General features: G+C 71.1%; 13 protein-coding genes and 1 pseudogene. 7 read left to right on the top strand and 7 right to left on the bottom strand.

Going from position 1 to position 13,660, the window contains the following annotated elements; translation table 11 throughout:
* Positions 1 to 2: 2 nt before the first annotated feature.
* A complete protein-coding gene (locus NF20_RS10635; protein ID WP_033712705.1) occupies positions 3 to 488 on the bottom strand; it encodes a DUF3093 domain-containing protein in 486 nt (161 codons plus the stop codon).
* Positions 489 to 513: 25 nt separating this feature from the next.
* Here NF20_RS10635 and dut point away from each other — a divergent pair, with 25 nt between their 5' ends.
* Together dut and NF20_RS10625 are read left to right on the top strand one after the other, a co-directional pair.
* Entirely contained in the window at positions 514 to 978 is a 465-nt protein-coding gene (gene dut / locus NF20_RS10630) for a dUTP diphosphatase (protein ID WP_003875248.1), read from the top strand.
* 80 nt (positions 979 to 1,058) lie between these two features.
* On the top strand, positions 1,059 to 1,835 hold the full coding sequence (locus tag NF20_RS10625) for a DUF3710 domain-containing protein (RefSeq protein WP_011725557.1): 777 nt from the start codon (positions 1,059 to 1,061) through the stop codon (positions 1,833 to 1,835).
* 15 nt (positions 1,836 to 1,850) lie between these two features.
* Here the strand turns inward: NF20_RS10625 and NF20_RS10620 are convergent, their stop codons facing one another.
* Positions 1,851 to 2,549 (bottom strand): hypothetical protein, encoded by a 699-nt coding sequence (locus tag NF20_RS10620; protein WP_033712706.1) that lies wholly within the window; start codon positions 2,547 to 2,549, stop codon positions 1,851 to 1,853.
* A gap of 138 nt (positions 2,550 to 2,687) precedes the next feature.
* Here NF20_RS10620 and NF20_RS10615 point away from each other — a divergent pair, with 138 nt between their 5' ends.
* Both NF20_RS10615 and NF20_RS10610 read left to right on the top strand, forming a co-directional pair.
* Complete coding sequence (locus NF20_RS10615) at positions 2,688 to 3,056, top strand: OB-fold nucleic acid binding domain-containing protein (RefSeq protein ID WP_003875251.1); 369 nt, start codon at positions 2,688 to 2,690, stop codon at positions 3,054 to 3,056.
* Between the two features lie 59 nt (positions 3,057 to 3,115).
* Positions 3,116 to 3,757 carry a DUF3159 domain-containing protein gene (locus tag NF20_RS10610; RefSeq protein ID WP_003878612.1) on the top strand — a complete coding sequence of 214 codons (642 nt, stop codon included), beginning with the start codon at positions 3,116 to 3,118 and terminating at the stop codon, positions 3,755 to 3,757.
* Between the two features lie 11 nt (positions 3,758 to 3,768).
* Here the strand turns inward: NF20_RS10610 and NF20_RS10605 are convergent, their stop codons facing one another.
* Positions 3,769 to 4,425, bottom strand: coding sequence for a potassium channel family protein (locus NF20_RS10605; RefSeq protein ID WP_003875253.1), 657 nt, complete (start codon positions 4,423 to 4,425; stop codon positions 3,769 to 3,771).
* Positions 4,426 to 4,512: 87 nt separating this feature from the next.
* Positions 4,513 to 5,178 carry a potassium channel family protein gene (locus NF20_RS10600; RefSeq protein ID WP_003878611.1) on the bottom strand — a complete coding sequence of 222 codons (666 nt, stop codon included), beginning with the start codon at positions 5,176 to 5,178 and terminating at the stop codon, positions 4,513 to 4,515.
* Positions 5,179 to 5,305: 127 nt separating this feature from the next.
* Between NF20_RS10600 and NF20_RS10595 the strand changes: the two genes are divergently transcribed.
* Together NF20_RS10595 and NF20_RS10590 are read left to right on the top strand one after the other, a co-directional pair.
* Positions 5,306 to 7,300, top strand: coding sequence for an APC family permease (locus tag NF20_RS10595; RefSeq protein ID WP_011725553.1), 1,995 nt, complete (start codon positions 5,306 to 5,308; stop codon positions 7,298 to 7,300).
* 20 nt (positions 7,301 to 7,320) lie between these two features.
* Positions 7,321 to 8,505, top strand: a pseudogene (locus NF20_RS10590) (class I SAM-dependent RNA methyltransferase).
* Between the two features lie 79 nt (positions 8,506 to 8,584).
* Here the strand turns inward: NF20_RS10590 and NF20_RS10585 are convergent.
* Both NF20_RS10585 and NF20_RS10580 read right to left on the bottom strand, forming a co-directional pair.
* Positions 8,585 to 9,874 (bottom strand): SLC13 family permease, encoded by a 1,290-nt coding sequence (locus NF20_RS10585; protein ID WP_033712709.1) that lies wholly within the window; start codon positions 9,872 to 9,874, stop codon positions 8,585 to 8,587.
* A 16-nt stretch (positions 9,875 to 9,890) separates the two neighbouring features.
* Positions 9,891 to 10,334 carry a CBS domain-containing protein gene (locus NF20_RS10580; protein WP_009977925.1) on the bottom strand — a complete coding sequence of 148 codons (444 nt, stop codon included), beginning with the start codon at positions 10,332 to 10,334 and terminating at the stop codon, positions 9,891 to 9,893.
* A gap of 73 nt (positions 10,335 to 10,407) precedes the next feature.
* On the opposite strand from NF20_RS10580, the gene dxs reads away from it, so the two are divergent.
* The gene (dxs, locus tag NF20_RS10575) at positions 10,408 to 12,333 is read left to right on the top strand and encodes a 1-deoxy-D-xylulose-5-phosphate synthase (RefSeq protein WP_033717276.1); all 1,926 of its coding nucleotides are present in this window, start codon (positions 10,408 to 10,410) and stop codon (positions 12,331 to 12,333) included.
* A 39-nt stretch (positions 12,334 to 12,372) separates the two neighbouring features.
* On the opposite strand, the gene NF20_RS10570 is transcribed toward dxs, so the two are convergent.
* Entirely contained in the window at positions 12,373 to 13,659 is a 1,287-nt protein-coding gene (locus NF20_RS10570) for a ribonuclease D (protein ID WP_033712711.1), read from the bottom strand.
* Position 13,660 lies beyond the last annotated feature (1 nt).

Below are 13,660 nucleotides of genomic sequence, written 5' to 3'. Positions count from 1 at the left end.
GGTCAGCCGCGTAATGCCGACAGCACCCGCTCCGGGTGACGGCAGCTCACCAACCAGTACGGCGTCGGGTCGTCCGGGTCGTCGAGTACCACTAGGATCATCGGTCCCACCCACGCCCGGTGCAGTACGTAGGCGGCCGGGTCGAGCTGACGGCCCAGGGCGGCGGATTTCGCCGACGGCGCCACCGGCGCGGAGCGGGCGATCGCGGTGACCGGCAGGTGCGCCGGGCCGGCCCACAGTTCCACGTCGCCGGGCGCGGCGGGGTTGGCGGTGACCCGGACCTCGATGCGGCCCAGCCACAGCAGCGCCGCGGCGGCCACCGCGAACAGCGCCGCGTACGGCCACCACGAGGACTGGCGGGTGACGCCCATGTTGAACTCGAACGCGATGATGCCGGCCAGCGCGAACGCCGGCGGCCACCACCACCAGGGCACCCACAATCGTTCGCGATATCGCACGTGGTGCGGCGCGACGCGGGTATCGGACACGCGGTCAAGGGTAGTCTGTGGCCCCGTGTCGACCAGTCTGGCCATCGTCCGTCTCGACCCCGGGCTTCCGCTGCCCAGCCGCGCCCACGAAGGCGACGCGGGCGTCGACCTCTACAGCGCCGAAGACGTCCGGCTGGAACCCGGCCGGCGCGCCCTGGTGCGCACCGGGGTGGCGGTCGCCATCCCGTTCGGCATGGTGGGCCTGGTGCATCCGCGGTCGGGACTTGCTGCGCGCGTTGGACTTTCGATCGTCAACAGCCCGGGTACCATCGACGCGGGCTACCGCGGCGAGATCAAGGTGGCGCTGATCAACCTGGACCCGGCCGAGCCGATCGTGGTGCACCGCGGCGACCGCATCGCCCAGCTGCTGGTGCAGCGCGTCGAGTTGGTGGAGCTGGTCGAGGTGTCGTCGTTCGACGAGGCCGGGCTGGCCGGTACGTCCCGGGGCGACGGCGGCCACGGTTCCTCCGGCGGACACGCGAGTCTGTGATGCGCGCCGGCGAGGATTTCACGAGGAGGCGCGATGAGGCGCGATGAGGTGGGCACCCCACCCGGGGAAGAGCGGCGCTGATGGCTGTATTCGGTAGGCGCGCCCGCAGGGGCGACGACGAGGACACCCCGGTCGGCGCGGAGATCCCCGAACCCGACCCGGTGGTGGCGCACGACGACGCGGACGAGCAGGCCGCCGACGAGCTCGAGGGTCCGTTCGACATCGACGATTTCGACGACCCCGCCGTGGCGGAGCTGGCCCGGCTGGACCTGGGCTCGGTGCTGATCCCGATGCCGGAGGCCGGCCAACTGCAGGTGGAGTTGACCGAAACCGGTGTGCCGAGCGCGGTTTGGGTCGTCACGGCCAACGGCCGTTTCACCATCGCGGCCTACGCGGCGCCCAAGACCGGCGGGCTGTGGCGCGAGGTGGCCGCCGAGCTGGCCGAGTCGCTGCGCAACGACTCGGCCAAGGTCAGCATCCAGGACGGGCCCTGGGGGCGGGAGGTGGTCGGCACCGCCGCCGGCGTGGTGCGCTTCATCGGCGTCGACGGCTACCGGTGGATGATCCGCTGCGTCGTCAACGGCACCCACGAGACGATGGAGGCACTCGAGCAGGAAGCGCGAGCGGCGTTGGCGGACACCGTCGTTCGCCGCGGCGACACCCCCCTTCCGGTGCGCACGCCGCTGCCGGTGCAGCTGCCCGAGCCGATGGCCCAGCAGCTGCGGGAGGCCGCGGCCGCGCAACAGGCCGCCGCGCAGCAAGCCCAGTCCCAGCAGTCGCCGGGCAACGAGCCGGCCGCGCGGCGCAGCGCCGACGGGTCGGCCATGCAACAGCTGCGCACCACCACCGGCGGCTGACCCGGCCGCTCGGGACTACAGCTCGGCCAGCGCGGCCAGGCAGGCCGCGCCCAGGGCGGCGGGGTCGGCGCCGATCTGATCCAGCGTCACCGTGCGCAGCGCCGCCCGCGGCGCGGCGGCCACCCAGTCCCGGCCGGCCTGCAGCGGGTGAATCGGGTCGTCGAGCGCGGCCGCCACCGCCAGCGGCGCGGTCAACCCGGCCAGCTCGTCGCGGCTCGGCGCCACGTAGCCGGCCGCCTCTTCCATGGCGTCGGGCAGGTGCGGCCACTGCGCGCCCCACGAGCGGGTCAGCTCGTCGGCCAGCCACGCCGGGCTGGACGCGCGCATCTGGATCGTCGTCGCCGCCAGCCCGTCGGCGCGCAACCGGGCGGCCGAATAGCGCGCCGCCAGCGCGGCCGGCGCCTCCTCGGGGGCCCCGGCCCAGGCCGGCAGCGCGGCCAGCACCGCGACCGCCCGATCGGGATGGGCCAGCGCCCACGCGGCCGCCACGGCCGCGCCGATCGACACGCCGCCGACCGCGATCGGCCCTCGGCGCGCCGCGTCGTCCAGCGCCTCCAGATAGCCCGCCACCAACCGGTCGGGACTTGGCGGCGGGGCCACCAGCACCGCGCCCACCCCGGCGAGCGGACCCGAGAATGCCCGGTGAATGTAGTCGTCGTCGGAGCCGGTGCCGGGCAACAACACGGCCCTGACACCGCGCAGATCGACCACCACCCCTTGATAGTGCCCCGGCGTTCACCGGGGCTCCAACCGGGGTGTTTGAGTCGGTTGGCGCGGGGGAACCAAGAGGTCTACGGTGTCCGTTGGCATAAATGGAAGCGTCGAGGCTTATCAGCATTGTCAGGAGTGGCCATGGGGGCCCAAGGGTATCTGCGCCGGCTCACCCGACGGTTGACGGAGGATCCGGAGCAACGCGACTCCGAGGAACTGTCCGACGAGGTCGCCAGCACCGGCGCGCAACGTGCGATCGACTGCGAGCGTGGCCAGGAGGTCACCATGGTCGGCACGCTGCGCAGCGTGGAATGTAACGGCCGGGCCTGCGCCGGCGGTGTGCGCGCCGAGTTGTTCGACGGCAGCGACACCGTCACCCTGGTGTGGCTGGGCCAGCGCCGCATCCCGGGCATCGACTCGGGCCGCACCTTGCGGGTGCGCGGCCGGCTGGGCAAGCTGGAGAACGGAACCAAGGCGATCTACAACCCGCACTACGAAATTCAACGGTGACCGTCCCCGACGACATGGGGGCAATCCCGTCCCCCGGGGAGCCGGGCTCATCGGAACAAATGACCGCTAACCGCATCAATCCCGAACGTCTGCTGGCACAGGCAGGCGGAGTCAGTGGTGTCATCTACTCGTCGCTGCCGGTGGTCGTGTTCGTCATCGCGTCGAGCGTGTCCGGCCTGGTCGCGGCGATCGCGGCCGCGCTGGGGGTGGCCGCGCTGGTGCTGCTGTGGCGCCTGGTGCGCCGGGACTCGCCGCAGCCCGCGATCTCGGGGTTCTTCGGTGTGGCGCTGTGCGCGCTGATCGCCTACGTGGTGGGGGAGTCCAAGGGCTACTTCCTGCTGGGCATCTGGATGTCGTTGCTGTGGGCGGTGGTGGTCGCCGCGTCGGTGCTGATCCGCCGCCCGTTGGTCGGCTACGCGTGGAGCTGGGCCGGCGGGCGCGGCGACGGCTGGCGCAGCGTGCCGCGGGCCGTGTACGCGTTCGACGTCGCCTCGCTGTGCTGGGTGCTGGTGTTCGCCGCCCGCTTCGTGGTGCAGGGGCTGCTGTACGACGCCGACCGCACCGGCTGGCTGGCGGCGGCGCGGATCGGGATGGGCTGGCCGCTGACCGTGCTGGCCGCGCTGGCCACCTACGCCGCGATCAAGTCGGCGCAGCGGGCCATCGCCGCGGTCGAGCTGGCCTCCGGCGCCGCCGGCGAGTAATCCGGCGGCCGCTAGCCGAGCAGCAGTTTCTGCAGTTCCTCTTCGGCCTCGGCCACGGCGACGAACAGCAGCTCGTCGCCGCCTTCCAGCGGCTCGTCCTCCTCGGGCACGATCACGCGCGGCCCGCGCAGGATGGTCACCAGCGCGGCGTCGCGGGGCAGCTGCAGCCGGCGCACTGGCTTGCCGCCCCACGGGGTGTCGTCGGGCAGCGTGATCTCGACCAGGTTCGCCTGCCCCTTGCGGAATTCCATCAGCCGCACCAGATCACCGACGGCGACGGCCTCCTCGATGAGCGAGGCCAGCATGCGCGGCGTCGACACCGCCACGTCCACCCCCCAGGCGTCGGTGAACAGCCATTCGTTGCGGGGATCGTTGACCCGGGCCACCACCCGCGGCACCGCGAACTCGGTTTTGGCCAGCAGGCTCAGCACCACGTTGGCCTTGTCGTCGCCGGTGGCGGCCACCACCACGTCGAACTCCTGCAGCTGCACCGACTCCAGCAGGCTCAGCTCGCAGGCGTCGCCCAGCCGCCAGTGCGCGGCCGGGATGGCGTCGACGTCGACGTGATCGGGGTTGCGTTCGATCAGGGTCACGTCGTGCCCATTGGCCAGAAGTTCCCGGGTGACCGAGCGGCCGACCGCGCCGGCGCCGGCGACAGCTACCTTCATTTGCGCCGCTCCTCGTACCCGGCTTGCCCATGGGGCAAGCCGGCTCCTTCGTCGTCGGCGGTCTTCATGCGCGCCGCTCCTCGTGGTTCACAGGTCTTCGCTCGGCGGTAGCGCGGCGATGGCCGCCGCCTCGGCCGCGCGGCCCGATATCGCCGCCACGTACACCTGGTCGCCGGCCTGGATGACCGACTTGGGCTCGGGCAGCACGCCCGACCCGAACCGGATCAAGAACGCGACCCGCGCGCCGGTGGCCTGCTCGAGATCGGTGACCCGGTGCCCGATCCAGTCCTCGTGCAACACGACCTCCGACACCGCGACAGTGCCGGTCGGGTCGCGCCACTTGGCCGTCTGGGTCTCCCGCAGCAGCGCGTTGAGCAGACGGTCGGTGGTCCAGGGCACGGTCGCGATGGTGGGAATGCCGAGGCGCTCGTAGACCTCGGCGCGCTTGGCGTCGTAGATGCGGGCCACCACCCGCTTGACGCCGAACGTCTCGCGGGCCAGCCGCGCCGAGATGATGTTGGAGTTGTCGCCCGAGGACACCGCGGCGAACGCGTCGGCCTCCTCGATGCCGGCCCTTAGCAGCACATCCCGGTCGAATCCCTGGCCCAGCACCCGCTCGCCGGCGTATTCGGGGCTGAGCCGGTTGAAGGCGGTGCTGTCGCGGTCGATGACCGCGACGTCGTGACCGATGCGCGACAGCCCGTCGGCGACCGAGGACCCGACCCGGCCGCAGCCCATCACCACTACACGCACATCCAGATCCTCTCGGCCGCGTCTGGCGCCGTCACCGGCAACGCACGTCGGCAAGCCGTTTCGGTCGGCGAACATTCTCGCCTACGAACGCTACCGGCATACTCGCCGGGGCTTACTCTTGGCTCTCGTGTCCAAACTTTCAACCGCCACTCGTCGGTTGCTTATCGGTCGGCCGTTTCGTAGCGACCGGCTGAGTCACACCCTGCTGCCCAAGCGGATCGCCTTGCCGGTGTTCGCCTCCGATGCGTTGTCGTCGGTGGCGTATGCGCCCGAAGAGGTGTTTTTGATGCTGTCGGTGGCCGGGGTGAGCGCGTACGCGCTGACGCCCTGGATCGGCCTGGCGGTGGCCGCGGTGATGTTGGTGGTGGTGGCCAGCTACCGGCAGAACGTGCACGCCTACCCGTCCGGCGGCGGGGACTACGAGGTGGTCACCACCAATCTCGGCGAGACCGCCGGCCTGGTGGTGGCCAGCGCGCTGATGGTGGATTACGTTCTGACCGTTGCGGTTTCGACGGCCTCGGCGATGGCCAACATCGGCTCGGCGGTCCCGATCGTGGCCGAACACAAGGTGTTCTTCTGTGTGGCGGCCATCCTGTTGGTGATGGCGTTGAACCTGCGCGGGGTGCGCGAGTCCGGGGTAGCCTTCGCGATCCCGACATATGCGTTCATCATCGGGGTGCTCACGATGATCGGCTGGGGGCTGTTCCGGATCTTCGTGCTAGGCAACCCGCTGCGGGCGGAATCCGCCGGATTCGAAATGCATGCGCAGCACGGCCAGGTCGTCGGCTTCGCGCTGGCCTTCCTGGTGGCGCGGTCGTTCTCCTCCGGGTGCGCGGCGCTGACCGGTGTCGAGGCGATCAGCAACGGGGTGCCGGCGTTCCAGAAACCCAAGTCGCGCAACGCCGCCACGACCCTGCTGATGCTGGGCGGCATCGCCGTCACGCTGCTGATGGGCATCATTGTGCTGGCCGAGAAGATCGGGGTGAAACTCGTCGAGGATCCGGCGACGCAGCTGAGCGGGACGCCGCCGGGCTACTACCAGAAGACCCTGGTCACCCAGCTGGCGCAGGCGGTGTTCGGCGGCTTCCACATCGGGTTCCTGCTGATCGCCACCGTGACCGCGCTCATCCTGGTGCTGGCCGCCAACACCGCGTTCAACGGGTTCCCGGTGCTCGGCTCGATCCTGGCGCAGCACAGCTACCTGCCGCGGCAACTGCACACCCGCGGCGACCGGTTGGCGTTCTCCAACGGCATCCTGTTTTTGTCCGGGGCGGCGCTGCTGGCGATCATCGCCTTCCGCGGCGAGGTCACCGCGCTGATCCAGCTCTACATCGTCGGCGTGTTCATTTCGTTCACGCTGAGCCAGATCGGCATGGTGCGGCACTGGACCAGGTTGCTGCGCACCGAGACCGACCCGGCCGCGCGGCGCAAGATGATGCGCTCCCGGGCGGTCAACACCGTCGGATTGCTTTCCACCGGCGCGGTTTTGCTGGTGGTCCTGATCACCAAGTTCGCCGCCGGGGCGTGGATCGCCCTGTTCGCGATGAGCTTGCTGTTCGGGATCATGAAGATGATCAACCGGCACTACAACACGGTGAACCGCGAATTGGCCGAGCAGGCCGCCGACCAGGACGACGTGGTGTTGCCCAGCCGCAACCACGCCGTGGTGCTGGTGTCGAAGCTGCACCTGCCGACGCTGCGGGCGCTGGCCTACGCCCGGGCCACCCGACCCGACGTGCTCGAGGCGGTGACGGTCAGTGTCGACGACGCCGAAACCCGCGATCTGGTGCACAAGTGGGAGGAGGCCGACATCAGCGTCCCGCTCAAGGTCATCGCCTCGCCCTACCGCGAAATCACCCGCCCGGTACTGGAATACGTCAAGCGGGCCAGGGAAGAGTCGCCGCGCACCGTGGTCACGGTGTTCATTCCGGAGTACGTGGTCGGCCACTGGTGGGAGCAGGTGCTACACAACCAGAGCGCGCTGCGGCTCAAGGGGCGGCTGCTATTCATGCCGGGGGTGATGGTGACTTCCGTTCCCTGGCAACTGAGTTCGTCGGAGCGGCGCAAGACCCTGGAGCCGCACATGGCCCCGGGCGACGCCCGGCGGGGAATCTTCGATTGACCCGCCCGGGGCCGCCCCCGGTGGGCGAGCTGACGCTGACCACCGGCAGCCCGGCCAACGGCGGCAGCTGCGTGGCGCATCACGAGGGCCGGGTGGTGTTCGTCCGGTACGCGCTGCCCGGTGAGCGGGTCCGGGTTCGGGTCACCGCCGACCGCGGATCCTATTGGCACGCAGAGGTTCTCGACGTCATCGAGGCGGCGGACGGCCGCATCGAGTCGCTGTGCCCGATCGCTGGGGTGGACGGCGCCGGGTGCTGCGACCTGGCTTTCGTGCGGCCCGAGGCGGCCCGGGCGCTCAAGGCCGCGGTGGTGGCCAATCAGCTGGAGCGCCTCGGCGGGCATCGCTGGGCCGGCGAGGCCGAACCGCTGGGGAATACCGGGCCGACGGGGTGGCGCACCCGGGTCCGGCTGGACGTGGGCGCCGACCGCCGGCCGGGCTTTCACCGGTACCACAGCGAGGAATTGGTGACCGACCTGCGCTGCGCGCAGCTGCCGCCCGGCATGCTGGACGGCATCGCCGAGACCCAGTGGCCGTCGGCCGCCCAGCTGCACGTGGCCGTCGACGACGACGGCGCCCGCCACGTGGTGCGCACCCTGCGGCAGGGCCGGCGCACCGCGACCAAGGTCATCGAGGGACGCTACGAGGCGGTGCAGCGGGTGAGCGGGCGCAGCTGGCGGGTGCCGGTGACCGCGTTCTGGCAGGCGCACCGCGACGCGGCGGCGACCTACCGCGCCCTGGTGCTCGACTGGGCGCAGCCCGGCGCCGGCATGACCGCGTGGGATCTCTACGGCGGCGCAGGCGTTTTCGCCGCGGCGCTGGCGAGGCCGTGGGCGCGTCCGGGCGGGTGCTCAGCGTCGACACCTCGCGGGCGTCCACCCGGGCCGCCCGGGCGGCGCTGGCCGACCTGCCGCAGGTGCAGGTGGTCACCGACTCGGTGCGCCGCGCCCTGGCGGCGCAACGAACCCCGCCTTGCAAGCAGACGTGGCGGTGCTGGATCCGCCGCGGGCCGGCGCCGGGCGCGAGGTCATCGACTCGCTGGCCGCCGCCGGTGTGCCCGCATCGTCCACATCGGTTGTGAGGCAGCATCTTTCGCCCGCGACATGGGAACCTACCTGGCGCACGGCTACACCATCGAGAAGATCAGGGTGTTCGACGCGTTCCCGCTCACCCATCACAGCGAATGCGTCGCGCTGCTGACGCGGTGAGTTTCGCACTCGCCGAGCGTGGGGGATATGGACGAAAAACGAACGAGGCTCGTACCCAGGCCCCACGTTCGACGCCGAATCAGCCCCACACGAAATAGCGCAGCCACAGATACAGCGCGGACAGCGCGACCGAGACCGCGGTGACCACCACGCCCTTGCGGGTGAACTCCCAGAAGGAGATCGGATTGTCGGCCCGGCGGGCGATCCCGAGCAGCACGATGTTGGCGCTGGCGCCGATCGCGGTGAGGTTGCCGCCGAAGTCCGTGCCCAGCGCCAGCGACCACCACAACACTGCGGGGTTGGCGTGGTCGCCCAGGGCCGGCACCAGGTCGGCGACCACCGGCGCCATCGTCGCGGCGTACGGGACGTTGTCGACGATCCCGCTGATGACGACCGACGCGACGAGGATGACCATCGTCGCGGTCAGGGTGTTGCCGCCGGTGGCGGTGATCGCCAGGCGGGCAAGGTGTTTGACGACGCCGGTCTTCACCAGGGCGCCGACCATGACGAACAGGCCGGCGAAAAACAGCAGCGTGTCCCACTCCACGCCGGACAGGTAGTCGGCGGGCTGCAACCGCGACGCCACCACCAGGATGCCGGCGCCCAACAGTGCCACCAGCGAGGGTTCCAGGTGCAGCGGCCCGTGGGCGATGAACGCCGCGAACACCGCCAGCAAGACCACCCCGCAGGTGACCAGCAACCGGGGATCGCGGATGGCCTCCTTTTCCTCCAGCGACATCACGTCGGCCACCCGCTCCGGATCGACGGTGAAGGCTCCGGGAAAAAGCCTGGGCAGCAACGCAATCAGCGCGCCGACGACGATGACCACGATGGGCGCCAGATGAACCAGGAAGTCGTTGAAGCTCAGCCCGCCCCTGCTGGCGATGATGATGTTGGGCGGGTCGCCGACCAACGTCGCCGCGCCGCCGACGTTCGACGCGCACACCTCGGCCATCAGGAACGGGGCCGCGGTGATCGCCAGGCGATCGCACACCAGCAGGGTCACCGGGGCGATCAGCAGCACCGTGGTCACGTTGTCCAGCAGGGCCGACGCGAGCGCGGTCACCAGCACCAGCAGGATCATGACGCGCAGCGGGGAGCCCCGGGCCCGCTTGGCCGACCAGATCGCGACGTACTCGAAGACACCGGTTTGGCGCAGCACGCTGACGATGATCATCATGCCGAGCAGCAAAAAGATTACGTCCCAATCGATTCCGGTCTCGCGCGAGTAGAAGACGTCGTCCGAACGGATCAGCGGCAACGTGATGACCACCGCGGCGCCGGCCAGCGCGACGAACGTCTTGTTGACGCGATCGCTGGCGATCAGGGCGTAGGCCACCACGAACACCGCAATCGCGATGACGCTCATCTATGTCCCACCCGATTCAAGGCCGCAGCGCCGCCCCGAGCACCCGCGATGCGGTGATCACCCCGATCAGCCGGCCCTCCTTGACCACCGCGACGAGCGGGCTGCGCAGCCGCGCCATCAGCGCGGCCACCTCGATGATGGTGTCGTCCGCGTCGGCCGGGGGCACGTCGACCAGGTGGTCCGGCAACACGTCGCGCACCGTCTTGCCGCGCAGCTTTTCCGCGCAGCGGTCGGCCACCGACTCGTTGAGCACCCCGGCCAGCGACGGATCGTCCTGCACGTAGCGGGGCACGATGAAGCGCACGACCTGTGAGGCGGGCAGCACCGCGAACGGTTTACCGGACGCGTCGGTGACGACGATCCCGGGCAGCCGGTGCTCGGCCAGCAGCCGGGTGGCGTCCAGGGCGTCGGAGTCGACCGAGACGACCGGGAAGTCCTCGGCCAGTTCCGCCGCGCGCATACCCAGGACAATACGACGAGCGCCGGCCACATTGATCAGTAGTGTTCCGCCGGGCGCTGCGTAGACTGACGGGATGCTGGAACAGATCCGCGGGCCCGCTGATCTGCAGCACCTTTCGACGCATCAGCTCCGCGAACTGGCCGCCGAGATTCGCGAGTTCCTGATCCACAAGGTCGCTGCCACCGGGGGGCATCTGGGGCCCAACCTCGGCGTGGTCGAGCTGACGCTCGCGCTGCACCGGGTGTTCGACTCTCCGCACGACCCGATCATCTTCGACACCGGCCATCAGGCCTACGTGCACAAGATGCTGACGGGGCGGGCGCACGAGTTCGAAAGCCTGCGCAAAAAGGGTGGCCTGTCGGGGTATCCGTCGCGCAGCGAAAGCGAACACGACTGGGTGGAGTCCAGCCACGCCAGCGCCGCCCTGTCCTACGCCGACGGCCTGGCCAAGGCCTTCGAGCTGAGCGGGCACCGCAACCGGCACGTGGTCGCGGTGGTCGGCGACGGCGCGCTCACCGGCGGCATGTGCTGGGAGGCGCTGAACAACATCGCCGCGTCCGGCCGCCCGGTGATCATCGTGGTCAACGACAACGGCCGCAGCTACGCGCCGACGATCGGCGGGGTGGCCGACCACCTGGCCACGCTGCGGCTGCAACCCGCCTACGAGCAGGCGCTTCAGCGGGGCCGCGACGCGCTGCGGGCGCTGCCGCTGGTGGGCAAGCTCGCCTACCGGGTGATGCACAGCGTCAAGGCCGGCATCAAGGACTCGCTGTCGCCGCAGCTGCTGTTCACCGACCTCGGGCTGAAGTACGTCGGCCCCGTCGACGGCCACGACGAACGCGCGGTGGAGGCCGCGCTGCGCCATGCCCGCGGCTTCGGGCGCCCGGTGATCGTGCACGTGGTGACCCGCAAGGGGATGGGCTACGCGCCCGCCGAGGACGACGAGGCCGACCAGATGCATTCCTGCGGCGTGATCGACCCGATCACCGGGCAGGCCACCAAGGTCGCCGGGCCCGGCTGGACGGCGACCTTCTCCGACGCGCTGATCGGCTACGCCCGCAAGCGCCGCGACATCGTGGCCATCACCGCGGCCATGCCCGGGCCCACCGGGCTGACGCCGTTCGGCCAGCAGTTCCCCGACCGCCTGTTCGACGTCGGCATCGCCGAACAGCACGCGATGACCTCGGCGGCCGGCCTGGCCATGGGCGGCATGCACCCGGTGGTGGCCATCTACTCGACGTTCCTCAACCGCGCCTTCGACCAGATCATGATGGACGTCGCGCTGCACCGGCTGCCGGTCACCATGGTGCTGGACCGGGCCGGCATCACCGGTTCGGACGGCGCCAGCCACAACGGCATGTGGGACCTGTCCATCCTCGGCGTCGTGCCCGGCATGCGGGTGGCCGCACCCCGCGACGCCGCCCGGTTGCGCGAGGAGCTCGGCGAGGCGCTCGACGTCGACGACGGGCCCACGGCGCTGCGCTTCCCCAAAGGTGATGTGGGCGAGGACATTCCGGCGATCGAGCGGCGCGGCTCCGGCCTGTCGGGCGTCGACGTGCTGGCCCTGCCGGCCAGCGGCTGCAACCACGACGTGCTGCTGATCGGCGTCGGCGCGTTCGCGCCGATGGCCCTGGCGGTGGCCAGGCGGCTGGCGGATCAGGGCATCGGCGTCACGGTCGTCGATCCGCGCTGGGTGCTGCCGGTCTCGGATTCCATCCTGGAGCTGGCGGCCTGGCACAAGCTGGTGGTCACCTGTGAGGACAACGGCGTCAACGGCGGGGTGGGGTCGGCGGTCTCGGCCGCGCTGCGCCGCGCCGAGCTCGACGTCCCGTGCCGCGACGTCGGATTGCCGCAGCGGTTCTACGAGCACGCCTCGCGCGGGGAGCTGCTGGCGGATCTGGCGCTGACCGATCAGGACATCGCCCGCCGCATCACCGGCTGGGTCGCCGCGCTGGGCAGCGGCGTGGCCGAGGCCGAGATCCGCGAGCACCTCGACTAGTCACGGGTCTGGGTGCCCACCCGGCGCGGCCGGTGCGCGTCAGCCGTCGTCGTCCGCAACCGCCGGCGGCGGCTGCTGCAGCGCCCGGGCCAGAACCGGATCCACCAACTCGCGCTGCCAGGGCCGGGCGTGCCCGGCGCACAGGAACGCCTCCACCGCCGCGAACGGGTCGGGGGTGGGCTCCCAGTCCCAGCACAGCCGTCGCACCAGGTCCGGCGCGACCAGGTTCTCGGTGGGGACGTGCACGCGTTCGGACACCTCGGCCAGCGCCGCGCGCGCGGCCTCCAGCCGCGCGGCCGCCTCCGGTTTGCGCCGGCTCCACCGCGCCGGCGGCGGCGGCCCGTTCGGCGGTTCGGAGTCCACCGGCGGATTCTCGCTCTGCCGGGCCGCATCCAGCGCCGCCAACCAGGTCGCGGCGCTGCGCCGTTGATTGCGCCCGCCGAACACCGGCAGCGCCACCAGCTCCTCGATGGTCGTCGGGTTGGCCAGGGCGGCCTCGATGATCGCCGAGTCGGGCAGGATGCGCCGCGGGGCGATGTCGCGGCGCTGCGCGATGCGGTCGCGCGTCAACCACAGTTCGCGCACCGCGGCCAGGCCGCGCTGATCGCGCACCCGATGGATTCCCGACGTCCGCCGCCACCGGTCGCGCCGCGCGGCGGGGCCCGGCTCCTTGGAACCCGCCTGCCGCAGATAGTCGAATTCCTGTGCGGCCCAATCGGTTTTGCCCTGCTCCGCCAGCACGTCGGCGATCGCGGCGCGCAGCTCGATGAGCAGCTCCACATCCAGGGCGGCGTAGTTGAGCCATTCGGCGGGCAGCGGGCGCTTGGACCAGTCGGCCGCGCCGTGGCCCTTGGCCAGCCCGAAGCCCAGCAGCCGCTCGACCATGGTCGCCAGGTTCACCCGCTCGAACCCGGCCAGCCGACCGGCCAGCTCGGTGTCATACAGCGCCGGCGGCCGCATGCCCACCTCCGCCAGACAGGGCAGGTCCTGATCCGCGGAGTGCAGAATCCACTCGTCGCTGCCGAGCACCTCGGCCACCGGTCGCAGCGCTCGCACCGGGTCGGCGCCGTGGCTCACCGGGTCGATCAGCACGGTGCCGGCCCCGGCCCTGCGGATCTGGATCAGGTAGGCCCGGTTGGAGTAGCGGAATCCCGACGCCCGCTCGGCGTCCACCGCGAACGGCCCGCGGCCGCGGTCCAGCCGCCGCGCCGCGTCCTCGATGTCGGGCACGCTGGCCGAGATCGGCGGGACGCCTTCGGACGGGTGCGGCAGCGGGATGGGAGCGGGCACGCCGCTACCCGGCCCCTCGGCCGACGGTTCGCCCATG

The organism is Mycobacterium sp. MAC_080597_8934, from assembly GCF_000523975.1.
Taxonomy (GTDB): Bacteria; Actinomycetota; Actinomycetes; order Mycobacteriales; family Mycobacteriaceae; genus Mycobacterium; species Mycobacterium avium.
The sequence above is the reverse complement of the archived record's forward strand: the minus strand, read 5'-3'. Positions and strand labels throughout refer to the sequence as shown.